We start from the raw sequence: 22500 nt of genomic DNA, 5'->3' as shown, positions 1-22500 counted from the left end.
TTTATGGTGACAACGTCACACAATCGCTGTAGTAAGACGCGAAGAACAGCACAGACGTCCCTGTTCATCAAAGATCTCTATCTGCCAGACCTGATGGCGAGCCCCGGTATGCAACGCTTTACAGACGCCTCGTACGCGCCCCTGACGCGCCGACCGTACATGGTTGGCATTCACCTCCAGCCCCACCACCTTTTGCTCCCCCTGCGTACACAGATAACCTGCGACCGAGCCGATACTTTCCGCCAGCACCACAGACGCTCCGCCATGCAGCAAGCCGAACGGCTGTTTGGTGCGATGATCGACGGGCATTGTCGCTTCCAGCGTATCGTCCCCAATACGCTCAAAGCGGATATCAAGCAGGCCAACCATATTCCCTTCCCCCATCGCATTAAGCGCATCGAGGGTCACTTCACGTTTCCAGATCAACCTATAATCTCCAGTAATGCCTGCAACGGGTGACGCACGCCCGTACCTTCAATGCGTTTAACCTGGCTTCGGCAGGAATAACCGGTTGCCAGGCAACGGTTTCGCGGTAAACGTTGCATCGCCTGATGCCAGGATAGCTCATAAATTCCCAGCGAATTTTTATGATTGGTGAGTTCATGTCCATAAGTGCCCGCCATACCGCAGCAGCCTACGCTGACATTTTCCAGCTTCGCGCCAAAATGGGCAAAGATGGCGGCCCACTGCGCAGGCGCGCCGGGTAAAGCCGTGACTTCCGTACAATGACCAAAAAAGTACCACGGTTCGCCGCTCACCTCGACGGACAGTCTTGCATTTATTTCCTGCGCCAGCCATTCATGCACCAGCAACACATGAAAATCGCCGCGCTGTTCGCCCAGCGCCAGTTTGTATTCGTCGCGATAACACAGCACCAGTGCCGGATCGACACCCACCATCGGCATCCCCAACGCGGCGATCCGATTAAGGAACTCAGAGGTTTTTTTCGCCGTTTTCGCAAAGCGATTAAGAAAACCTTTAATATGCTGCGCCTTACCATTCGGCGAGAACGGTAACAATACCGGCCTCCTGCCCAGTTTTTCCGCCAGGCGGATAAAGTCCGCCACGACCCGGGCGTCGTAGTAGCTGGTAAACGGATCCTGAACCACCAGTACCGTTTTCGCTTTTTGCTCGGCGCTCATGCGTTCCAGTTGCTCAAGCGTCATATTGGCAGACGGATGGCCCACCAGTTGCTGTTGCAATGAAGGGGCAGAAAGCAGAGGTAAATCCACCATACCGATATGTTTTTTCGCCAGATTACGAACCACCGGTTGGTTAATAAAAAAGTTAAAGGTCTTTGGCGCACGCGCCATCAGCGGCGCGTAGGTCTCGACCGTCGCCACCAGATGATCGCGTACCGGGCGCAGATAACGCGTATGGTAAAGCTGTAAGAAACGTGAACGAAACTCCGGAACATCGATTTTAATCGGACACTGGGTCGTACAGGCTTTACACGCCAGACAGCCGGACATGGCCTCTTTAACTTCATGGGAAAAGTCATACTCGCCTTTGCGTTTGTGCCAACTATTCCGGGTGCGGGCAATCAGCGTGCGTAAGCTGGCGCGTTTTTCTGGCAACTCCTTTTCCAGCTTCAACGGATCGACGCCGCGATCGGCCAATAGACGGAGCCATTCCCGCACCAGCGTCGCCCGCCCTTTCGGCGAGTGGATCCGGTTAAGGCTAATTTTCATCGACGGGCACATTGGGCTTTTCGCATCGAAATTAAAGCACAGGCCGTTACCATTACACTCCATAGCGCCGCGCCAGGTCTGCCGCACTGCCAGCGGGATTTGCCGATCCCAGGTGCCGCGTTTTACCGCATCCACCTTCATCATCGGCGCCTCTATCCCTTGCGGCGGACAGATTTTACCCGGGTTAAGTCGATTATGCGGATCAAAAGCCGCTTTTATTTTGCGCAGCTCGCCATACAGAACTTCGCCGAAAAAGGCCGGGCTGTATTCCGCACGAAAACCTTTTCCATGCTCGCCCCACAACAGCCCACCGTATCTGGCGGTCAGCGCGACGACCTCATCGGAGATCTGTTTCATCAACAGTTCCTGCTGCGGATCGCACATATCCAGCGCCGGACGCACATGCAGCACCCCGGCATCCACGTGGCCGAACATGCCGTAACTTAAGCCATGACCATCCAGCAGAGCGCGAAATTCGGCGATGTAATCGGCCAGATGTTCAGGCGGCACGCAGGTATCTTCCGCGAAAGGAATCGGTTTGGCAGCGCCTTTCGCATTACCCAGCAGCCCTACCGCTTTTTTACGCATCGCGTAAATACGCTCAATACCCGTCAAATCGGTACAAAGTTGCCAGCCGATCACGCCCGCTTCCGCTCGCGCCATCAGGCCATCCAGCCGGTGGCACAGCGCCTCGACCTGTCCGTCAATAAGCGCTTCATCGTCACCCGCGAATTCCACGATATTCAGGCCAAGCATCTCTTTATCCGGCACATCGGTAATCAATTCGCTAACGGAGTGCCAGACAATATCTTCCCGCGCGAGGTTAAGGACTTTGGAATCGACCGTCTCGACGGATAAGGCGCGCGCATCAACCATAAAAGGGGCGTTACGCAGCGCGGAATCAAAGGAGTCGTATTTTACATTCACCAGACGGCGGACTTTGGGTATCGGGGTAATATCCAGCCGGGCTTCAGTAATAAACGCCAGCGTCCCTTCCGACCCCGTTAAGATGCGGGTGAGATCGAAGCGGGTCATGTCATCGTTAAAGACGTGGCGTAAATCGTAGCCTGTCAGGAAGCGATTGAGCTTTGGAAAGCTATCGAGGATAAGTTGGCGGTTTTCCAGGCAGGACTGATAGACGGTCTGATAGATGCGGCCTGGCGTCGTCGTGTTTTCACCCAGCGTCCGGGCAAGCTCTACGGGCATCGATTGCGTGTCAAGGATATCGCCCCCCAACAATACGGCCCGTATGCCTAAGACGTGATCTGACGTTTTTCCATAGACCAGCGAACCCTGACCGGAGGCATCGGTATTAATCATACCGCCAAGCGTGGCGCGATTACTGGTGGAAAGTTCCGGCGCAAAAAAATAGCCATACGGCTTTAACGCTTGATTAAGCTGATCTTTTATCACTCCCGCCTCTACCCGCACCCATCCCTCTTCAGGATTAATTTCAATAATGCGGTTCATATAGCGGGACATATCAACAATAATGCCCTGGTTTAGCGCCTGGCCATTCGTGCCAGTACCGCCGCCTCGAGGGGTAAATATCAGCGACGTAAAGCGCGGCTCCGCCGCCAGACGGGCAAGAAGCGCGACATCTGCCGTAGAACGGGGAAACACAACAGCATCGGGAAGAAGCTGGTAGATACTGTTATCGGTCGACATTGTCAGACGGTCGGCATAGCTGGTTGCCGTATCGCCCGTAAACCCTTGCTGCTCCAGCGCCTGCAAAAAATTGAGCACCAGCTGAACGACGCCGGGTGCCTGAGAAATTTGTGGAATCATTATATTGACCTTTTCCTGCGGTCTATGTTGTGAACGGTGGCGCCCAACCCGGCGAGCGCGAGCGGTCTACGCACAGGAAGGGATGCTTAATCGTTTGCGTGTTGCGTTATTTGTTGTATCACATTTTTTTCCTGTGCGCCCAACAGAATTACATGCAGAATCGGCCTGTTAAAAACCGCTGAAATTGCTCATCATTATAGGGTGTGGTTTGCATGTTCACGTCGCGCCAACGTTCTGGCGCAAAGACAAAGGTGAAAAGTATTTATGGTAAATGTTCGTCAGCCCAGGGATATTGCGCAAGTGCTGCTATCGGTGCTGTTTTTAGCCATCATGATTGTGGCCTGTTTGTGGATAGTACAGCCTTTTATTTTGGGGTTTGCATGGGCAGGTACGATTGTTATCGCGACCTGGCCCGTTTTGCTGAAATTACAAAAAATATTGTGGGGCCGCCGCTCGCTTGCCGTACTGGTCATGACGCTGCTGTTAGTGCTGCTCTTCGTTATTCCCGTCGCCTTGCTGGTGAACAGCATTGTCGATGGTAGCGGCCCGCTCATCCATGCAGTGACCGGCGGCGATATGACGCTACCCGATCTGGCATGGTTAAATAATATTCCGTTGGTTGGCGCCAAACTGTATGCCGGATGGCATAGCCTGCTGGATATGGGCGGTAGCGCTATTATGGCGAAAGTGCGGCCTTATATCGGCACAACCACGACCTGGTTTGTCGGTCAGGCGGCGCATATCGGACGCTTTATGATGCACTGCGCCCTGATGCTGTTGTTTAGCGCCCTGCTTTACTGGCGCGGCGAACAAGTGGCGATGGGTATACGCCATTTTGCCTGTCGTCTCGCGGCTAAACGCGGCGATGCGGCGGTTCTGCTGGCTGCCCAGGCGATCCGCGCCGTGGCGCTTGGCGTGGTGGTCACCGCGCTGGTACAGGCGGTACTTGGCGGCGTCGGGCTGGCGATTTCCGGCGTGCCTTACGCTACTCTGTTGACGGTAGTGATGATCCTTTCGTGTCTGGTTCAGTTGGGGCCGTTGCCGGTATTGATTCCAGCCATTATCTGGCTTTACTGGACAGGCGACACCACCTGGGGCACCGTGCTGCTGGTTTGGAGCGCCGTCGTCGGCACTCTGGATAACGTGATTCGCCCGGTACTCATCCGCATGGGCGCCGATTTACCGCTGCTTCTGATCCTTTCCGGGGTAATCGGCGGCCTGATTGCATTCGGTATGATTGGTCTGTTTATTGGACCGGTGCTTCTGGCCGTGACCTGGCGTTTGTTCTCCGCATGGGTACATGAAGTTCCGGCGCCGACGAATGAACCAGAGGAGATCCTTGAAGAGCTGGATGATATCGAGGAAGCCAACAAGCAGTCATAATCCCGTCGGGCGGCATTGCCGCCCGATGCTTTAGCGACGTTTATCAATTCAACGCACACTCCATTTTGATTCGCCCGTCTGTTCCCCGCCGCATCTCATTTCTGTCGCAAATCCGTTACAGTTTTTAAACTATTGAGACGAATCTGATCGACGCAAAAAGTGCTCATGCCTACTATTAGCACACGGTTATAAATCAACACATTGATTTATAAGCATGGAAATCCCCTGAGTGAAACAACGAATTGCTGTGTGTAGTCTTTGCCCGTCTCCTACGATGGGCTTTTTTTTTAACTTTTTTCGCCGCATTGTTACATAAGCCAGCTCCCGTTTTCCTTCAACACCGCGATATCTGCAACGAACAAATAATATTGCACAAAATAGTGTGATTCTGTTCAAGTCGAAACGGTGTCGGTGGTGCTATTTATAGCATCACTTTTTTCATATAAAAGCCTAAAAAATGATGAACGCGTTAGAACTACAAGCACTACGGCGTATTTTTGATATGACGATTGAAGAATGCACAATCTATATCACCCAGGATAATAATTCGGCAACCTGGCAACGATGGGAAGCTGGCGACATACCCATCTCTCCAGAAATCATTGCCAGGCTAAAGGAAATGAAAGCCAGGAGACAGCGACGAATTAACGCCATTGTTGACAAAATAAATAACCGCATCGGCAATAATACAATGCGTTACTTCCCTGATTTATCTTCTTTTCAGTCCATTTATACAGAGGGGGATTTTATCGAGTGGAAAATTTATCAATCTGTTGCTGCCGAACTTTTCGCACATGATCTGGAGCGGCTGTGTTAGACGTAAACTTTATCGCCGCATCGTATTGATACCGGATAGAAAGCCACACAATCACGACATTGACTTGTCACCCTATCCAATATGCTTCCTGCCTGTGTATACCACTGTAACGTTCAGGCGGCATCTCTGAGTCAGATAATATGAAAAATCGTTATTTCCCTACCGCTGTAGGGTTGTATTTTAATTACTTTGTACATGGCATGGGGGTTATCCTGATGAGCCTGAACATGTCATCGCTTGAACAGCAATGGCATACCAGTGCCGCAGGCGTATCTATTGTGATCTCTTCGCTTGGTATTGGCCGGCTAAGCGTTTTGTTAATCGCCGGTATGCTTTCCGATCGCTTTGGTCGCCGTCCTTTTATCATTCTGGGGACCACCTGTTACCTGATTTTTTTCATTGGCATTCTTTATGCTCAGACGATTTTTGTCGCTTATGCCTGTGGCTTTTTAGCGGGTATGGCCAACAGTTTTTTAGATGCAGGTACCTATCCCAGTTTGATGGAAGCCTTCCCTCGCTCCCCCAGTACGGCAAATATTCTGATCAAAGCATTTGTCTCTGGCGGGCAATTCTTGTTGCCCATTATTATCAGTTTATTAGTCTGGGCTAATATGTGGTTTGGCTGGTCCTTCCTGCTTGCCGGGGCGATCATGCTTATTAATGCTCTGTTTTTATTACGCTGCCCTTTTCCACCCTATCCTGGTCGGATATTGAAGCCCAAAATCTCGCAAGCGCCAGTCACAGGCGTACATCATTGCTCCCTCATCGATCTTATCAGCTACACCCTTTATGGCTATATCTCGATGGCAACCTTTTATCTTATCAGCCAGTGGCTGGCGCAGTATGGACAGTTCGTCGCAGGAATGTCGTATACCCAATCCATCAAACTGTTAAGTATTTATACCTGCGGATCGCTACTCTGCGTTTTTATTACCGCCCCGCTGGTCAGAAAAACAATTCGCTCTACCACATTATTGATGTTTTATACCTTTATCTCTTTTATTGCGCTTCTGACGGTCTGCCTGCATCCTCAGACCTATATTGTTATGATCTTCGCATTCGTCATTGGATTCTCTTCCGCCGGTGGCGTAGTACAAATCGGCCTGACGCTGATGGCGTCCCGTTTTCCACAGGAGAAAGGTAAAGCGACCGGTATTTATTACAGCGCCGGCAGTATCGCGACGTTCACTATTCCGTTGATCACAGCGCGGATTTCAGAAATGAGCATTGCACATATTATGTGGTTTGATACCGGTATCGCCGCAGTGGGATTTCTCCTCGCACTGTTCATCGGTTACCGAAGTCGGGCTGAATCACAACATCACGCTGAAGCAGCGTCAACCGCGCAATAAATGTTAGCGTGCCAGTTGCAATATTATTGCCTTGCTATGCAAAATAAAACGTTAGCCATTATCACCGGGAAACAAAAAATGTAATTTTCGTGTTAATTATTATTCATTATCTTCACACTTATCAGAAAAATTGCGATGAGCATCACGAGTTATATGTATTAAACAACAAATTCGCAGCAATTTTTATATTTCCTGGCTAACAAATGAAATGCTATCAATGCAATAAACCTGGCATTTTAAACGCCATGTTATGTACATATAACGACAGTACCGACTTATAGTGTTACTGAACAATCGCTGCATGTAGTAAAGCAGTAATAAGCAGGACATTGAATCAAACCATCAGCAAGGAGCTGTGAACAAATGTCTCAGAACAAGGCTCGCAACATGCCATATTTGCTGGCTGTTATCTGCATTTATTTTAGTTACTTTCTCCACGGCATGAGTGTTATTACACTAGCCCAGAACATGACCTCCCTTGCACAGAAATTCTCCACGGATAGTGCCGGTATTGCCTATTTAATCTCTGGCATTGGTCTTGGTCGTCTGGTCAGTATTTTATTCTTTGGCGTACTGTCCGATAAATTTGGCCGTCGGGCAATAATACTGCTTGGCGCCGTACTATATATGCTGTTTTTCTTCGGTATTCCCGCCAGTCCTAACCTGATGATCGCTTTCATATTAGCGGTGTGTGTCGGCGTGGCGAACTCCGCGCTGGATACCGGCGGATACCCTGCATTAATGGAGTGTTTTCCCAAAGCATCGGGCTCGGCAGTTATTCTGGTTAAAGCGATGGTCTCTTTTGGGCAAATGATTTATCCCCTTATCGTCAGCGCCTTGCTAGTCAACCATATCTGGTACGGCTACGCGGTGGTAATCCCCGGTATCCTTTTCGTCCTCATCACGTTGATGCTGTTGAAAAGCCGTTTTCCCAGCCAACTTGTCGATGCCAGTATTGCGAAAGAATTACCCCAGATGAACAGTACTCCCCTCGTCTGGCTGGAAGGCGTAGCTTCCGTTTTATTTGGCGTCGCCGCGTTCTCAACCTTCTATGTGATTGTGGTCTGGATGCCTAAATATGCGATGGCCTTCGCCGGAATGGCGGAATCCGACGCGCTGAAAACCATCTCTTATTACAGTATGGGATCGTTGGTTTGCGTGTTTATTTTTGCCGCATTGCTGAAAAAAATGGTTCGCCCCATCTGGGCCAATGTTTTCAATGCCGGGCTGGCGACAATCACCGCTGCGGCAATTTACCTGTATCCCTCTCCACTGATCTGTAATGCTGGCGCCTTCGTGATTGGTTTTTCCGCTGCTGGAGGTATTTTACAATTAGGCGTATCGGTAATGTCGGAATTTTTCCCTAAGAGTAAAGCTAAAGTCACCAGTATATATATGATGATGGGGGGCGTAGCTAACTTTCTTATCCCACTGATTACCGGTTATCTCTCTACTATTGGCCTGCAATATATCATTTTGTTAGATTTTGCCTTTGCACTACTGACATTTATCACCGCCATTATTGTATTTATTCGCTATTATCGCGTATTTAAGATCCCGCAAAACGATGTCCGATTTGGCGAGCATTATTTCCAGTAAAAATGTTAACGATGCGCAACAGGCATGCGCCCTGCTCTGCACTGTCCACTTATTAAGGAGTATAAAATGGATGTTACCGCAAAATATGAATTAATTGGTCTTATGGCGTATCCTATCCGTCATAGCTTATCGCCCGAAATGCAAAACAAAGCGTTAGAAAAAGCGGGGCTACCGTATACCTATATGGCTTTCGAAGTGGATAACACGACGTTTGCCAGCGCCATTGAAGGACTGAAAGCATTAAAAATGCGCGGTACGGGCGTCTCCATGCCAAACAAACAGCTCGCGTGTGAGTATGTCGATGAATTAACGCCAGCAGCAAAACTGGTTGGCGCTATCAACACCATTGTTAACGATGACGGCTATCTACGCGGCTACAACACGGATGGTACGGGCCATATTCGGGCAATTAAAGAAAGCGGTTTCGATATGCGGGGAAAAACCATGGTGCTGCTCGGCGCGGGAGGCGCGGCTACCGCCATTGGCGCCCAGGCAGCTATTGAAGGCATTAAGGAAATTAAACTGTTTAACCGTAAAGATGACTTTTTCGAAAAAGCGGTTGCCTTTGCGAAGCGGGTGAATGAAAACACTGATTGTGTCGTTACCGTCACCGATCTTGCCGATCAGCACGCTTTTACTGAAGCGCTTGCCAGCGCAGATATTCTGACGAACGGCACCAAAGTTGGCATGAAACCATTGGAGAACGAATCCCTGATCGGCGATGTTTCCCTGCTCCGCCCTGAATTGCTGGTCACCGAATGTGTTTATAATCCGCATATGACAAAGTTATTGCAGCAGGCGCAACAAGCTGGTTGCAAAACAATTGATGGTTACGGCATGTTGTTATGGCAAGGAGCCGAACAGTTTGAACTGTGGACAGGAAAAGCGTTTCCATTGGACTATGTAAAGCAGGTGATGGGATTCACAGCCTGACCGGTAAAATTATAATTGCGACGAATGACAATGAAGGGTACCAAATGAAAACCGTAACTGTAAGAGATCTCGTGGTTGGCGAAGGCGCGCCAAAGATCATTGTGTCGCTAATGGGAAAAACCATTACCGATGTGAAATCGGAAGCACTCGCCTACCGTGAAGCGGATTTCGATATTCTGGAGTGGCGCGTTGACCATTTTGCCAACGTGACAACGGCGGAAAGCGTACTTGAGGCCGCCGGCGCCATCCGGGAGATTATTACCGATAAACCCTTGCTATTTACCTTCCGCAGCGCGAAAGAAGGCGGCGAACAGGCGCTAACCACCGGACAGTATATCGATCTGAATCGTGCAGCGGTTGACAGCGGTCTGGTCGATATGATCGATCTTGAGCTTTTTACCGGCGACGATGAGGTGAAAGCCACCGTCGGCTATGCTCATCAACACAATGTTGCGGTGATCATGTCTAACCATGATTTTCATAAAACGCCCGCAGCGGAAGAGATTGTTCAGCGTCTGCGTAAAATGCAGGAACTGGGCGCTGATATTCCGAAGATCGCCGTCATGCCACAGACTAAAGCCGATGTCCTGACCTTACTTACCGCCACTGTAGAAATGCAGGAGCGCTATGCGGATCGTCCGATTATTACCATGTCGATGTCGAAAACCGGGGTAATATCTCGTCTTGCCGGCGAAGTGTTCGGTTCTGCGGCAACGTTTGGCGCGGTGAAAAAAGCATCTGCGCCGGGACAAATATCGGTAGCCGATCTGCGTACCGTATTAACTATATTGCACCAGGCGTAATACTTTATCGTGTGGCGGAATATTCTCTTTCTGCCACAATAAAATAAATAGTTATCTGACATGAATATGTTCCATATTCATTGAAAGCCGCTGTCTTTATTACCTTAACACGGTTATATCGATATTGTTTTCAGGGATAATAGTGGAGTAAATATGAAAATCAATAAGCCATCACGCATTAATGGCCGCGTTCCCGTGCTCTCTGCACAAGAAGCAGTAAATTATATTCCAGATGAGGCCACTTTATGTATTCTGGGCGCAGGCGGCGGTATTCTCGAAGCGACAACATTAATTACCGCACTGGCAGATAAATATCAAACAACCCAGTCACCACGAGATTTATCTATTATTAGCCCTACCGGATTAGGTGACCGCGCCGATCGCGGCATCAGCCCGCTGGCGCAGGAGGGACTGGTAAAATGGGCGCTATGCGGACATTGGGGGCAATCTCCCCGTATTTCTGAACTGGCTGAACAAAATAAAATCGCCGCCTATAACTACCCACAAGGCGTATTAACCCAGACGCTGCGCGCCAGCGCCGCACACCAGCCGGGTATTCTGAGCGATATCGGTATTGGTACCTTTGTCGACCCTCGCCAACAGGGCGGAAAATTAAACGACGTGACTAAAGAAGATCTCATTAAGCTGGTAGAGATCGATAATAAAGAATATCTCTATTATAAAGCGATAGCGCCTAATGTGGCTTTTATCCGCGCCACCACCTGCGACAGCGAAGGCTATGCATCATTTGAAGATGAGGTGATGTATCTTGATGCGCTGGTGATCGCCCAGGCCGTTCACAATAATGGCGGTATTGTAATGATGCAGGTGCAGAAAATGGTAAAAAAAGCCACGCTGCATCCAAAATCCGTGCGTATTCCCGGCTATCTGGTGGATATTGTGGTTGTCGACGCCGACCAGACGCAACTCTATGGCGGCGCGCCGGTGAACCGATTTATCTCCGGGGATTTCACTCTTGATGATAGTACGCAGCTTACCCTACCCCTTAATCAGCGCAAGCTGGTAGCCCGACGCGCGCTGTTTGAAATGCGTAAAGGCGCGGTAGGCAATGTGGGCGTAGGCATTGCCGACGGTATTGGTCTGGTCGCTCGCGAGGAAGGCTGCGCCGATGACTTCGTGCTGACCGTAGAAACTGGCCCGGTGGGCGGTATTACCTCTCAGGGCGTGGCCTTCGGCGCTAATGTCAACACCCGCGCGATCCTTGATATGACCTCACAATTTGATTTTTATCACGGCGGTGGGCTCGATGTCTGCTATTTAAGTTTTGCCGAAGTGGATCAACACGGTAATGTCGGTGTACATAAATTCAACGGCAAAATTATGGGCACCGGCGGGTTTATCGATATTAGCGCAACGTCGCAAAAAATTATTTTCTGCGGAACTCTGACGGCCGGAAGTTTAAAAACTGAAATTACCGATGGCAAATTAAATATTCTGCAGGAAGGTCGCGTGAAAAAATTCGTCAGCGAACTGCCGGAAATTACGTTCAGTGGAAAAATTGCGCTTGAGCGCGGGTTAGACGTGCGTTACATCACTGAACGTGCGGTTTTCACTCTCAAACAAGATGGCCTGCATTTAATTGAAATTGCGCCTGGCGTCGATCTGCAACGGGATATTCTTGACAAGATGGATTTTTCACCGGTTATCTCACCAGATTTAAAACTGATGGACACAAGATTATTTACCGATAGCACTATGGGATTCACGCTTCCTGACGCAACACATTAAAAGGAGTACAAATATGGATTTTTCATTAACTGAAGAACAAGAACTATTACTGGCCAGTATTCGCGAGTTAATCACCAGCAATTTTCCGGAAGAGTATTTCCGTACCTGCGATCAAACGGGCACCTATCCCAAAGAATTTATGCAGGCGCTGGCGGAAAACGGTATTTCGATGCTGGGCGTCCCGGAAGAATTCGGCGGCATTCCGGCTGACTATGTAACGCAAATGCTGGCGCTGATGGAAATCTCAAAATGCGGCGCTCCGGCCTTTTTGATTACCAACGGCCAATGCATTCACAGTATGCGCCGTTTTGGTTCCGCAGAACAACTGCGTAAAACAGCAGAAAGTACTCTGGCCACCGGCGATCCAGCATATGCGCTAGCCTTAACAGAACCTGGCGCGGGCTCTGATAATAATAGCGCCACAACAACCTGGACGCGTAAAAACGGCAAGGTTTATCTTAACGGCCAAAAAACATTTATCACCGGTGCAAAAGAATATCCTTACATGCTGGTTCTGGCGCGCGATACGGAGCCAAAAGATCCTAAAAAAGCGTTCACGCTTTGGTGGGTGGACTCAAATAAACCGGGCATAAAGATTAATCCGCTGCACAAAATTGGCTGGCACATGTTGAGTACATGCGAAGTTTATCTCGATAATGTCGAGGTGGACGAAAGCGACCGGGTCGGTGAAGAAGGCATGGGTTTCCTCAATGTCATGTACAATTTTGAGATGGAGCGTTTGATTAATGCGGCGCGCAGTACAGGTTTCGCCGAATGCGCATTTGAAGATGCCGCCCGTTACGCCAACCAGCGTATCGCCTTTGGTAAACCCATCGGCCATAACCAGATGATCCAGGAAAAGCTGGCGTTAATGGCCATCAAAATCGAAAACATGCGCAATATGGTGTTGAAAGTCGCCTGGCAGGCCGATCGGGAAGAGTCACTGCGTACCAGCGCCGCGCTGGCTAAGCTGTACTGCGCACGCACAGCGATGGAAGTGATTGACGATGCGATTCAGATTATGGGTGGGCTTGGTTATACTGACGAAGCCCGTGTCTCCCGCTTCTGGCGCGATGTTCGCTGCGAACGTATCGGTGGCGGCACGGATGAAATTATGATCTATGTGGCAGGACGCCAGATTCTGAAAGACTATCAGAACAAGTAAGGATCGTACCGGAACGTCTTATTCGGCCTGACTGCTTTACGGCATCAGGCCGAATAAATCAGATATATTTCGCCGTCAGGTATTTGGCAGCAAATACGCCTGCTCAACCAGACTATTTTTAAATTGCTTACGATAATCGTTGGGAGAACATCCTACATGCCGCATAAACAATTTGGCAAAATGGTCCACATTTTCATATCCTACCCGCCATGAAATTTCTGCCAGTGGCGACTCAGTGTTTGTCAGCGCAAACTTGGCCTCGGTCATACGTCGTTGAATAACATAGTTGATAGGGGATATATGATATTCTTTGGCAAATTCATGGCATATATAACTGACGCTGGCGCGAAATTTTTTCGATAGCTGGTCAAGCGTGATTTTCTCACGATAATTATTATTGAGATAAACAAGTACATCCTTAATTAATACATCTTTTTTAATGTAACCTTGTTCAGAACGATAGGCGTTTTTAAAATTTTCATAGTAAAGTGCGGTCAGAGTGTAAGCAAATGCATCGTATACAGAGGAAGCCAATACGTTTTTCCCCTGCGGAAGTAACACGCTTAATTCATTAAAGATACTTTTAATGACCCCTTTTCCCTGAACCACGGAAACCACCGGACAGGAATGACTCTGCAATAGTTGGTTTTCTTCCCAACCTGGAAAACAAAACCCATACAGCGCACAGGTATAGGTGGTAGCCGGCGAATTGCTGTCGGATGCTACAGCGTGTAGCCGCCCCCGCTCAACGACGACAATATCGTCCGCATGCGCGACGTAGAGTGAAGAGTCAATAATTAACCTGGCTATCCCTTTTTTGACGTAAATAAGCTCTGTTTCATTATCATGCATATGATGGCCAGACTCCCAGTTTGGATCATCGCTAATGACAAAACGTGAAAATCGAGGGGTCTTGTCCTGTTCAAAAATCGTCTCCGCGGCGGAGTCAAAACAGCGCTGATACATAATAACCTCTGTCAGGTTTAAAAAGATAACCAGGATAAAATAAAGCGAGCGTCAGTGTTGTACAACCGTGGAGATTACCAGCAAAACAAGATTATTCGTTCCGAATGCAAGATATTATGTTCTTTTGCAGACAGCTCAGATTACCTGTCGATAGCGTATTATCAGACAAAAATACATAGCCGACATATCTTTGATGTTTTCTTTTAACCTCACAGAAACAACATCGCACGTTTCATGTTAAAAAATGATGATATGCTTCGCACTTATTATTCTCACTACCGTATTTATATTTTTATGACGCCCTTTTCAGATGGTTGCTAACGATTCTCTGTTCGCAGATTTTTTGTGCAAGATTGTTGGCAAGGAAAACAGATTGACCCATCGTAAACCTCTTCAGACTGCCGCAGACTATTTTCAGTCAGATTTACGTTACTTATCCGCACGCGACTCACTGGAGATGCAATGAAAATAATAACCTGCTTTAAGTTGGTGCCTGAAGAACAGGACATTACCGTGACCCCGGAGCATTCGCTCAATTTTGATCGTGCCGAGGCCAAAATCAGCCAGTTTGATTTAAATGCAATTGAGGCCGCCGCGCAGTTAGCTGGCGGTGGCGACGAGATCGCCGCGCTCACCGTCGGCGGCTCTCTGTTACAAAATTCAAAAGTCCGCAAAGATGTGTTATCCCGCGGGCCAGATGCGCTTTTCATGGTTCAGGATGCGCAAATGGAGCACGCCCTGCCCAAAGAAACCGCGCTGGCGCTAGCATCCGCGGCGGAGAAAATCGGCTTTGACCTGTTGCTCTTTGGAGAGGGCTCCGGCGATATTTATGCCCAACAGGTGGGCCTGCTGACTGGCGAACTCCTGAAACTCCCCGTCATCAACGCAGTAAGCCATATTCAACGCGACGGCGACAAAATCATCGTTGAACGCACACTGGAAGAAGACGTTGAAATTATCGAGCTCACGCTGCCCGCGGTGCTTTGCGTGACCTCAGATATTAACGTTCCACGCATCCCGTCAATGAAAGCCATTCTCGGCGCCGGGAAAAAAGCCGTTACGTCGTGGCTGGCGAGCGATATCCACTGGACCCCAACCACGCCAATGGCGGAACTGGTCGCCATCTCGGTACCGCCGCAGACAGAACGCAAGCATATCATTCTCGATAACGATTCGCCGGAAGCCATTACCGCACTGGCCGACCATTTGAAAAAATCCCTGAACTAAGCCCAACGGAGAAAAATTATCATGAATCATTTAGCTAACGTATGGGTATTTAGCGATAACGTAGAGCGTTATGCCGAATTAATGACCGGCGCGCGGCAGTGGGGAGAAAAAGTTTACGCCATCGTGCAAGGAAACACGGATATCGACTACGTGAAAGCGCTTGGCGCTGATGAGATAGTCATTCTTGAATCGCATACGGATTTGCAGCGCGTGGAAAACTATGCCGAAACGCTGGCCTCGTTATTAGGCGACCAAAATGGGCTGCTGCTCATGGCGGCGACCAAGCGCTGTAAAGCGCTGGGCGCCCGGCTGAGCATCCAGCTTGACGCCGTGATGGTGAACGACGCGACGTCTATTGACCTCCTCGACGGGACGCTACACGCAGAGCATCGCATGTACGGCGGACTTGCTTTCGGCAAAGAGAAATTAAACAGTCCGCAGGCGATTATTACGCTGGCACCCGGCGTACTGGAACCCGCCGCCCCTCTCCCCGGTCATACTTGCCCGCAGACCACGCTGGCATATATTGCCCCACGCCACGAGGTATTGTGCCAGCAGCGGCGCGCGAAATCGTTAAGCAGCGTCGATTTGAGCAAAGCCAAACGGGTCATCGGCGTAGGACGAGGTCTGGCGGCGCAAAGCGATCTGGATATGGTGCATAAACTGGCGACCGTCCTCGGCGCAGAAGTGGGCTGTTCCCGCCCCATTGCGGAAGGTGAAAACTGGATGGAACGTGAGCGTTATATTGGCGTATCCGGCGTTCTGTTGAAATCCGATCTCTATCTGACGCTGGGCATTTCCGGCCAAATTCAACATATGGTGGGTGGAAACGGCGCAAAAATTATTGTCGCAATTAACAAAGATAAAAACGCGCCCATTTTCAATTATGCCGATTATGGCCTGGTGGGCGATATCTATAAGGTTGTTCCTGCCCTCATCGACCAGTTAAGCCGCTAATTCCTTTTTCAACGCACATCTCCCGTCGTCGATACGGCGGGAAAGGAGCATAAAGCATGTCGGATGATAAATTTGACGCTATTGTGGTGGGCGCAGGCGTAGCAGGAACGGTCGCCGCGTATGTGATGGCAAAAGCGGGACTGGATGTACTGGTTATTGAACGCGGAAACAGCGCGGGCAGCAAAAATATGACCGGTGGCCGGCTCTACGCTCACAGTATCGAAAGTATTATGCCGGGATTCGCAACGTCCGCCCCCATCGAACGCGTCGTTACCCGTGAAAAAATCTCCTTTTTAACCGAAGAAAGCGCCGTCACACTTGATTTTCACCGCGCGCCCCCTACTCCGCCCCTTACGTCATATACCGTACTGCGCAACAAACTGGACCCGTGGTTAATGGCGCAGGCGGAACAGGCTGGCGCGCAGTTTATCCCAGGTGTACGGGTCGACGCTCTGGTACGTGAAGGCAATCGCGTCACTGGCGTTCAGGCCGGGGATGATATTCTGGATGCGAATATTGTGATTCTCGCGGACGGCGTGAATTCCATGCTGGGCCGTTCGCTGGACATGGTGCCTGTCTCTTCTGCGCATCACTATGCAGTCGGCGTAAAAGAGTTGATTGGGCTCTCTCCGGCACTTATTGAAGAGCGCTTTAATCTGGCGTCCCATGAAGGCGCCGCCTGGTTATTCGCTGGCGCGCCCTCCAACGGGCTCATGGGCGGCGGGTTTCTTTATACCAACCGCGATTCGGTTTCTCTGGGGCTGGTATGTGGCCTGGGCGACATTGCTCACGCGACCAAAAGCGTACCGCAAATGCTGGAAGATTTTAAACAGCATCCGGCAATACGCCCTTTGATTCAGGGGGGAACACTGCTTGAATACTCCGCTCATATGGTGCCCGAAGGCGGCATAGCAATGATGCCGGAGCTGGCAAATGACGGCGTGATGATTGTCGGCGACGCCGCCGGTCTTTGTCTGAATCTCGGCTATACCGTCCGCGGCATGGATTTAGCCATCGCGTCCGCGCAAGCGGCCGCTCAAACCGCCATTGACGCTAAAGCGCGGCAAGATTTTTCCGCCGCGAGTCTTGCCGGTTACAAACGCGCGCTGGAGAAAAACGGCGTGTTACGCGATATGCGGCATTTCCGCAAACTCCCCGGATTAATGGAAAACCCACGGCTTTTTACCGAGTACCCGCGTATGGCGGCAAACATTGTGGGCGATCTGTTCACCGTTGATGGCGGTCCAGTCCCACCGTTGCGTAAAACTATCCTGTCACATGCGAAAAAAATTGGACTGGTGAATCTATTAAAAGACGGCATAAAAGGGGCTACGGCATTATGAGTTCGGACAATAAGGTGAATGTTGACGTCAAATTGGGCGTAAATAAATTTTACGTAGATGAAGGACACCCACATATCATTTTGCGCTCCTCGCCTGACATGCAGGAGTTTAATAAATTAATAAAAGCCTGCCCTGCCGGACTCTATAAGCTGGACGATGCGGGAAATATTCATTTTGACTCCGCGGGCTGCCTGGAATGCGGGACCTGCAGGGTTCTCTGCGGCAATACTCTTCTCGAAAAATGGGAATACCCGGCGGGAACGTTCGGCGTTGAGTTTCGCTACGGCTGACGCTCTGAAACACCGGATAACGACGCTACGGCGTCTTATTCGGCTTGCCCCCGGAGATTACGTCATTTGTATTAATAGAGAACAAGTCAATGAGTGTTACATTAACGTTTGACGCCGCAAGGCGGAAAACCTATCGCGAGTCCGGCTACTGGGGCGATGCTTCACTGGGCGACTACTGGCGGCAAACCGCACGCGCCGTACCCGATAAAATCGCCGTGGTCGATAATCATGGCGCGTCCTGGACCTACGCCGCGCTCGACTACGCGGCAAGCCGCCTGGCAAACTGGTTACTGTCTCAGGGGATTCAACCGGGCGATCGCGTGGCCTTTCAGCTTCCGGGCTGGTGTGAGTTTACCCTCATTTATCTGGCCTGCCTGAAAACGGGCGCGGTATCTGTCCCGCTACTTCCCGCCTGGCGAGAAGCAGAGCTGGTTTGGGTGCTGAACAAATGTCAGGCTAAAATATTCTTCGCCCCCACCGTGTTCAAACAGAATCGTCCGGTCGATCTTATCCTTCCGCTACAAAATCAACTGCGCCATCTGACGCATATTGTCGGCGTGGATAAACTGGCGCCTGCCACCACAGCGCTTGCGCTTAGTCAAATCATCGACCGCAGCGAACCGTTGCAGTCAGACATTAACATTCACGGTGATGAACTGGCGGCAGTGCTGTTTACCTCCGGCACAGAAGGAATGCCGAAAGGGGTGATGTTGACCCACAATAATATTCTTGCCAGCGAACGGGCGTATTGCGCGCGGTTGAATTTAACCTGGCAAGATGTGTTCCTGATGCCTGCGCCACTGGGCCACGCCACCGGATTTTTACACGGCGTCACCGCGCCCTTTTTAATCGGGGCGCGTAGCGTATTGCTGGACATCTTTACCCCAGAAGCCTGCCTTACCTTATTAGCGCAGCAACGCTGTACCTGTATGTCAGGCGCGACGCCGTTTATTTACGATCTGCTTTGTGCCATTGAGCAACAGCCTGCCGACCTCTCCTCACTACGATTCTTCTTATGCGGCGGCACGACTATTCCCAAAAAGGTTGCCCGCGACTGCCAGCAGCGCGGTATCAAATTATTGAGTATTTACGGTTCTACAGAAAGTTCTCCACACTCGATGGTTAATCTGGGTGATTCGACTTCACGCATGATGAACACCGATGGTTATGCCGCCACCGGTGTAGAAATTAAAATCGTGGATGAAGATCGCAATACGCTTCCAGCAGGCCACGAAGGCGAAGAAGCCTCGCGCGGGCCGAACGTTTTTATGGGATACCTGGACGAGCCGGAACTTACCGCCCGCGCACTGGATAATGAGGGCTGGTATTACAGCGGCGACCTCTGCCGCATGGATGAAGACGGTTATATCAAAATTACCGGGCGCAAAAAGGATATTATTATACGTGGAGGTGAAAATATCAGCAGTCGCGAGGTGGAGGATATTTTATTGCAACACCCCCGCATACACGATGCTTGCGTCGTTGCTATGCCTGATGAACGCTTAGGCGAACGTTCATGCGCGTATGTAGTCTTAAAACCGCCACACCTTTCGCTGACGCTGGAAGAGGTGATCGCTTTTTTCAGTCGAAAACGGGTAGCGAAGTATAAATATCCGGAACGGATCGTCATCGTAGAAAAACTGCCCAGAACCGCCTCTGGCAAAGTGCAGAAGTTTCTGTTGCGGCAGGATATTATTGAGCGGCTGCGCCAGGAGCACACTGCGGTATAAATTGCCGGATGGCGACGTTAACGCCGCCATCCGGTATTACACTACTTCTTCAGTTCCGCCAGACTCAGCCAGGTCTGAACCACGGTGTCCGGGTTCAGCGACAGGCTGTCGATCCCCTCTTCCATCAGCCAGGCGGCAAAGTCTTCATGGTCGGACGGACCCTGACCACAAATTCCAACATATTTGCCCTGTTTTTTCGCCGCGCGGATCGCCATCGACAGCAGCGCTTTCACCGCGTCGTTACGCTCGTCAAACAGTTCAGACACCACGCCGGAATCGCGATCCAGCCCCAGCGCCAGCTGCGTCATGTCGTTAGAACCAATCGAGAAGCCATCAAAATACTCGAGGAACTGTTCAGCCAGCAAGGCATTGGACGGGATCTCGCACATCATGATGATCTTCAGCCCGTTCTCGCCGCGTTTAAGCCCCTGGCGCGCCAGCTCTTCGATGACCGCTTTCGCCTGGTCGACCGTTCGCACGAACGGGATCATGATTTCGACGTTGGTAAGGCCCATATCGTTGCGCACGCGTTTCACCGCTTCGCATTCCAGCGCAAAACAATCGCGGAAACTTTCTGCGACATAACGACCCGCGCCGCGGAAGCCCAGCATCGGGTTTTCTTCATGCGGCTCATAGCGTTCGCCGCCGACCAGGTTGGCGTATTCGTTGGACTTAAAGTCAGACAGGCGAACGATGACGCGTTTCGGGTAGAAGGCGGCGCCTAACGTCGCGATCCCTTCCGTCAGTCGACCAACGTAAAATTCACGCGGCGAGTCGAACCCTTTCATCATCTCACGAATGTCGTTTTGCAGCGCGGCATCCTGGTCGTCAAACTCCAGCAGCGCACGCGGGTGAACGCCAATCATACGGTTAATGATGAATTCCAGTCGCGCCAGACCTACGCCTTCATTCGGCAGGCAGGCAAAGTCAAATGCCCTGTCCGGGTTGCCGACGTTCATCATGACCTTCAGCGGTAGCTCTGGCATGGTATCTACGCTGGAGCTTTTTACGCTGAAATCCAGCATGTCGGCATACACATAACCGGTATCACCTTCTGCGCAGGAGACGGTTACTTTTTCGCCATCTTTCATGCGTTCGGTGGCGTCGCCGCAGCCGACTACCGCCGGAATGCCCAATTCGCGGGCGATAATCGCCGCGTGACAGGTGCGCCCGCCACGGTTAGTGACAATCGCCGCCGCTTTTTTCATGATCGGTTCCCAGTCCGGGTCGGTCATATCGGTGACAAGCACATCGCCAGGCTCAATACGGTTCATTTCGCCGATATCGTGAATAACTTTTACCGTACCTGCGCCGATACGATGACCAATGGCACGACCTTCGGCAATGATTTTCCCCTGCGCATGTAGCGTATAACGCTCCATCACCTGGCCACGAGAGCGCACGGTTTCCGGACGTGCCTGCACAATAAAGAGCTTACCGGTATGACCGTCTTTCGCCCATTCGATATCCATCGGACGACCATAGTGCTGCTCAATCTGCACCGCTTGTTTCGCCAGTTCCTGCACTTCTTCGTTGGTGAGCGAGAAAATGTCGCGCTGTTCCTGCGGCACATCTTCAATCTTCACTTGCTTACCGTGCTCCTGGGTGGCGGCGTAAACCATGCGGATTTTTTTCGACCCCATGGTGCGGCGTACGATGGCCGGACGGCCTGCCGCCAGGGTTGGTTTATGGACATAAAATTCATCCGGGTTAACCGCGCCCTGCACCACCATTTCACCCAGTCCCCATGCCGAGGTGATAAAGACCACCTGGTCAAAGCCGGATTCGGTATCGATAGAGAACATCACCCCTGACGAGGCGAGATCGGAGCGAACCATCCGCTGCACGCCAGCGGAAAGCGCTACGCCGCGATGATCATATCCCTGGTGAACGCGATAAGAGATGGCGCGATCGTTAAACAGAGAAGCAAATACGTGTTTCACTGCCACCAGCACCGCGTCGAAGCCCTGAACGTTAAGAAACGTTTCCTGTTGACCCGCAAACGAAGCATCTGGCATATCTTCCGCCGTGGCGGAGGAACGCACGGCAAAAGAGGCATTTTCATCATCCGACGAAAGCTGCGCATAGGCATCGCGGATGGCGTTTTCCAGCTCCGGCTGGAAAGGAGTGTCGATAATCCACTGGCGGATCTGCGCGCCCGCTTTCGCCAGCTGGGAGACATCATCAATATCTGTCTTATCCAGCAGCTCATAAATGCGCTGGTTTACGCCGCTTTGATCCAAAAACTGGTTAAACGCATCGGCAGTGGTTGCAAAACCATTCGGAACGGATACGCCCATGCCGGAAAGGTTAGTAATCATTTCACCCAGGGAGGCATTTTTGCCCCCAACTCTGTCTACATCATTCATGCCGAGTTGGTTATACCAAAGCACCAGCGGTGACGAGCCATTGTTGGACATCGAACAATCCTTTTGTGATAAATGAACGAGTTTAAGAAACACATAGTTGCGTATTTATCCTGGCATACTTAAACCCGCGAAAAAAACGGTGAATCGTTCAAGCAAATTTATTTTTTCATTTTTTCAGATTGTTTACGTAGTTGCGCAAACCCGCGCATAGCACGGCATTCCCTGAATAACCCCCGGTATAAACTGCGTTTCCAGGAAATGAAACACACTTTTCATTAATTATAAAAAGTCCCTGTCATTTTATAAAATAAGCGACAAGTTATACGTTTCCCGTTACT

The 22500-nt window shown here is 50.5% G+C and carries 17 protein-coding genes, 1 other RNA gene and 17 other annotated features; of the genes, 14 read left to right on the top strand and 4 right to left on the bottom strand.

Translation table 11 applies throughout. The features are described from left to right. Nucleotides 1-15: 15 nt before the first annotated feature. The gene (locus STM1366; protein ID NP_460331.1) for a putative protein PaaI occupies nt 16-440 on the bottom strand. Within the gene, nt 16-426 belong to an annotated coding region; the region does not span the whole gene. After that, nucleotides 423-3497 (bottom strand): putative oxidase gene (ydiJ, locus tag STM1365; RefSeq protein ID NP_460330.1). Within the gene, nt 423-3479 belong to an annotated coding region; the region does not span the whole gene. Before ydiJ ends, STM1366 begins: the two co-directional genes overlap by 18 nt. Next, nucleotides 435-440: a ribosome-binding site (putative RBS for STM1366; RegulonDB:STMS1H001607), on the bottom strand. It overlaps the preceding gene by 6 nt. Then, nucleotides 3492-3497: a ribosome-binding site (putative RBS for ydiJ; RegulonDB:STMS1H001606), on the bottom strand. It lies within the gene ydiJ. Before the next feature lie 230 nt (nt 3498-3727). After that, nucleotides 3728-3733 (top strand) — a ribosome-binding site (putative RBS for ydiK; RegulonDB:STMS1H001605). Between ydiJ and ydiK the strand changes: the two genes are divergently transcribed. From ydiK to ydiO, 9 genes are all read left to right on the top strand, one after another. After that, nucleotides 3728-4862 (top strand): putative permease gene (gene ydiK, locus STM1364; protein NP_460329.1). Within the gene, nt 3744-4862 belong to an annotated coding region; the region does not span the whole gene. (Overlaps the previous feature by 6 nt.) A gap of 183 nt (nt 4863-5045) precedes the next feature. After that, a non-coding RNA gene (gene rprA / locus STM1363) (regulatory RNA) lies at nt 5046-5152 on the top strand. Between the two features lie 167 nt (nt 5153-5319). Then, entirely contained in the window at nt 5320-5679 is a 360-nt protein-coding gene (ydiL, locus tag STM1362) for a putative cytoplasmic protein (RefSeq protein NP_460328.1), read from the top strand. A 132-nt stretch (nt 5680-5811) separates the two neighbouring features. Next, nucleotides 5812-5817, top strand: a ribosome-binding site (putative RBS for ydiM; RegulonDB:STMS1H001604). After that, nucleotides 5812-7031 (top strand): putative MFS family transport protein gene (gene ydiM, locus STM1361; protein NP_460327.1). Within the gene, nt 5820-7031 belong to an annotated coding region; the region does not span the whole gene. Its footprint overlaps the feature before it by 6 nt. A gap of 347 nt (nt 7032-7378) precedes the next feature. Continuing rightward, nucleotides 7379-7384, top strand: a ribosome-binding site (putative RBS for ydiN; RegulonDB:STMS1H001603). Further along, the gene (gene ydiN, locus STM1360) for a putative MFS family transport protein (RefSeq protein ID NP_460326.1) occupies nt 7379-8630 on the top strand. Within the gene, nt 7395-8630 belong to an annotated coding region; the region does not span the whole gene. It overlaps the preceding feature by 6 nt. A gap of 54 nt (nt 8631-8684) precedes the next feature. Further along, nucleotides 8685-8690: a ribosome-binding site (putative RBS for ydiB; RegulonDB:STMS1H001602), on the top strand. Beyond that, nucleotides 8685-9563, top strand: a protein-coding gene (ydiB, locus tag STM1359) for a putative shikimate 5-dehydrogenase (RefSeq protein ID NP_460325.1). Within the gene, nt 8697-9563 belong to an annotated coding region; the region does not span the whole gene. (Overlaps the previous feature by 6 nt.) A 33-nt stretch (nt 9564-9596) precedes the next feature. Further along, nucleotides 9597-9602: a ribosome-binding site (putative RBS for aroD; RegulonDB:STMS1H001601), on the top strand. Beyond that, nucleotides 9597-10366, top strand: a protein-coding gene (gene aroD, locus STM1358; RefSeq protein ID NP_460324.1) for a 3-dehydroquinate dehydratase. Within the gene, nt 9608-10366 belong to an annotated coding region; the region does not span the whole gene. It overlaps the preceding feature by 6 nt. A gap of 195 nt (nt 10367-10561) precedes the next feature. Then, nucleotides 10562-12115 (top strand): putative acetyl-CoA:acetoacetyl-CoA transferase beta subunit, encoded by a 1554-nt coding sequence (ydiF, locus tag STM1357; RefSeq protein NP_460323.3) that lies wholly within the window; start codon nt 10562-10564, stop codon nt 12113-12115. Then, nucleotides 12116-12121, top strand: a ribosome-binding site (putative RBS for ydiO; RegulonDB:STMS1H001600). It begins immediately after the preceding gene. Next, the gene (gene ydiO / locus STM1356; protein NP_460322.1) for a putative acyl-CoA dehydrogenase occupies nt 12116-13280 on the top strand. Within the gene, nt 12129-13280 belong to an annotated coding region; the region does not span the whole gene. Its footprint overlaps the feature before it by 6 nt. A 75-nt stretch (nt 13281-13355) precedes the next feature. Here the strand turns inward: ydiO and ydiP are convergent. Then, nucleotides 13356-14255, bottom strand: a protein-coding gene (gene ydiP, locus STM1355) for a putative transcription regulator, AraC family (protein ID NP_460321.1). Within the gene, nt 13356-14246 belong to an annotated coding region; the region does not span the whole gene. Further along, nucleotides 14250-14255: a ribosome-binding site (putative RBS for ydiP; RegulonDB:STMS1H001599), on the bottom strand. (Overlaps the previous gene by 6 nt.) 442 nt (nt 14256-14697) lie before the next feature. Continuing rightward, nucleotides 14698-14703: a ribosome-binding site (putative RBS for ydiQ; RegulonDB:STMS1H001598), on the top strand. Between ydiP and ydiQ the strand changes: the two genes are divergently transcribed. The 5 genes from ydiQ (at nt 14698) to ydiD (ending at nt 19793) form a co-directional block, all read left to right on the top strand. After that, the gene (gene ydiQ / locus STM1354; RefSeq protein NP_460320.1) for a putative electron transfer flavoprotein occupies nt 14698-15473 on the top strand. Within the gene, nt 14709-15473 belong to an annotated coding region; the region does not span the whole gene. (Overlaps the previous feature by 6 nt.) 5 nt (nt 15474-15478) lie before the next feature. Next, nucleotides 15479-15484, top strand: a ribosome-binding site (putative RBS for ydiR; RegulonDB:STMS1H001597). After that, the gene (gene ydiR, locus STM1353; RefSeq protein ID NP_460319.1) for a putative electron transfer flavoprotein occupies nt 15479-16430 on the top strand. Within the gene, nt 15495-16430 belong to an annotated coding region; the region does not span the whole gene. Its footprint overlaps the feature before it by 6 nt. 42 nt (nt 16431-16472) lie before the next feature. Then, nucleotides 16473-16478: a ribosome-binding site (putative RBS for ydiS; RegulonDB:STMS1H001596), on the top strand. Next, the gene (gene ydiS / locus STM1352) for a flavoprotein (protein ID NP_460318.1) occupies nt 16473-17773 on the top strand. Within the gene, nt 16487-17773 belong to an annotated coding region; the region does not span the whole gene. Its footprint overlaps the feature before it by 6 nt. Next, nucleotides 17754-17759, top strand: a ribosome-binding site (putative RBS for ydiT; RegulonDB:STMS1H001595). It overlaps the preceding gene by 6 nt. After that, the gene (gene ydiT / locus STM1351) for a putative ferredoxin (RefSeq protein NP_460317.1) occupies nt 17754-18063 on the top strand. Within the gene, nt 17770-18063 belong to an annotated coding region; the region does not span the whole gene. The genes ydiS and ydiT overlap by 20 nt, the downstream gene beginning before the upstream one ends. 77 nt (nt 18064-18140) lie before the next feature. Then, nucleotides 18141-18146, top strand: a ribosome-binding site (putative RBS for ydiD; RegulonDB:STMS1H001594). Continuing rightward, nucleotides 18141-19793 (top strand): plant pathogenicity factor-like protein gene (gene ydiD, locus STM1350; RefSeq protein NP_460316.1). Within the gene, nt 18153-19793 belong to an annotated coding region; the region does not span the whole gene. (Overlaps the previous feature by 6 nt.) Nucleotides 19794-19834: 41 nt before the next feature. Here ydiD and pps read toward each other — a convergent pair. Then, the gene (gene pps, locus STM1349) for a phosphoenolpyruvate synthase (RefSeq protein NP_460315.1) occupies nt 19835-22364 on the bottom strand. Within the gene, nt 19835-22213 belong to an annotated coding region; the region does not span the whole gene. Continuing rightward, nucleotides 22220-22225, bottom strand: a ribosome-binding site (putative RBS for pps; RegulonDB:STMS1H001593). Its footprint overlaps the gene before it by 6 nt. Continuing rightward, nucleotides 22330-22338 (bottom strand) — a -10 signal (putative -10_signal for pps; RegulonDB:STMLTH004486). Continuing rightward, nucleotides 22356-22364: a -35 signal (putative -35_signal for pps; RegulonDB:STMLTH004486), on the bottom strand. Nucleotides 22365-22500: the final 136 nt, after the last annotated feature.

The organism is Salmonella enterica subsp. enterica serovar Typhimurium str. LT2 (genome assembly GCF_000006945.2).
Lineage (GTDB): Bacteria > Pseudomonadota > Gammaproteobacteria > Enterobacterales > Enterobacteriaceae > Salmonella > Salmonella enterica.
The sequence above is the reverse complement of the archived record's forward strand: the minus strand, read 5'-3'. Positions and strand labels throughout refer to the sequence as shown.

What these genes read in the sequence shown, in the direction of transcription:
- ydiJ (NP_460330.1), bottom strand. Translation starts at nt 3,479, where the DNA reads ATGATTCCACAAATTTCTCAGGCACCCGGCGTCGTTCAGCTGGTGCTC.
- ydiK (NP_460329.1), top strand. Translation starts at nt 3,744, where the DNA reads ATGGTAAATGTTCGTCAGCCCAGGGATATTGCGCAAGTGCTGCTATCG.
- ydiL (NP_460328.1), top strand. Translation starts at nt 5,320, where the DNA reads ATGATGAACGCGTTAGAACTACAAGCACTACGGCGTATTTTTGATATG.
- ydiM (NP_460327.1), top strand. Translation starts at nt 5,820, where the DNA reads ATGAAAAATCGTTATTTCCCTACCGCTGTAGGGTTGTATTTTAATTAC.
- ydiN (NP_460326.1), top strand. Translation starts at nt 7,395, where the DNA reads ATGTCTCAGAACAAGGCTCGCAACATGCCATATTTGCTGGCTGTTATC.
- ydiB (NP_460325.1), top strand. Translation starts at nt 8,697, where the DNA reads ATGGATGTTACCGCAAAATATGAATTAATTGGTCTTATGGCGTATCCT.
- aroD (NP_460324.1), top strand. Translation starts at nt 9,608, where the DNA reads ATGAAAACCGTAACTGTAAGAGATCTCGTGGTTGGCGAAGGCGCGCCA.
- ydiO (NP_460322.1), top strand. Translation starts at nt 12,129, where the DNA reads ATGGATTTTTCATTAACTGAAGAACAAGAACTATTACTGGCCAGTATT.
- ydiP (NP_460321.1), bottom strand. Translation starts at nt 14,246, where the DNA reads ATGTATCAGCGCTGTTTTGACTCCGCCGCGGAGACGATTTTTGAACAG.
- ydiQ (NP_460320.1), top strand. Translation starts at nt 14,709, where the DNA reads ATGAAAATAATAACCTGCTTTAAGTTGGTGCCTGAAGAACAGGACATT.
- ydiR (NP_460319.1), top strand. Translation starts at nt 15,495, where the DNA reads ATGAATCATTTAGCTAACGTATGGGTATTTAGCGATAACGTAGAGCGT.
- ydiS (NP_460318.1), top strand. Translation starts at nt 16,487, where the DNA reads ATGTCGGATGATAAATTTGACGCTATTGTGGTGGGCGCAGGCGTAGCA.
- ydiT (NP_460317.1), top strand. Translation starts at nt 17,770, where the DNA reads ATGAGTTCGGACAATAAGGTGAATGTTGACGTCAAATTGGGCGTAAAT.
- ydiD (NP_460316.1), top strand. Translation starts at nt 18,153, where the DNA reads ATGAGTGTTACATTAACGTTTGACGCCGCAAGGCGGAAAACCTATCGC.
- pps (NP_460315.1), bottom strand. Translation starts at nt 22,213, where the DNA reads ATGTCCAACAATGGCTCGTCACCGCTGGTGCTTTGGTATAACCAACTC.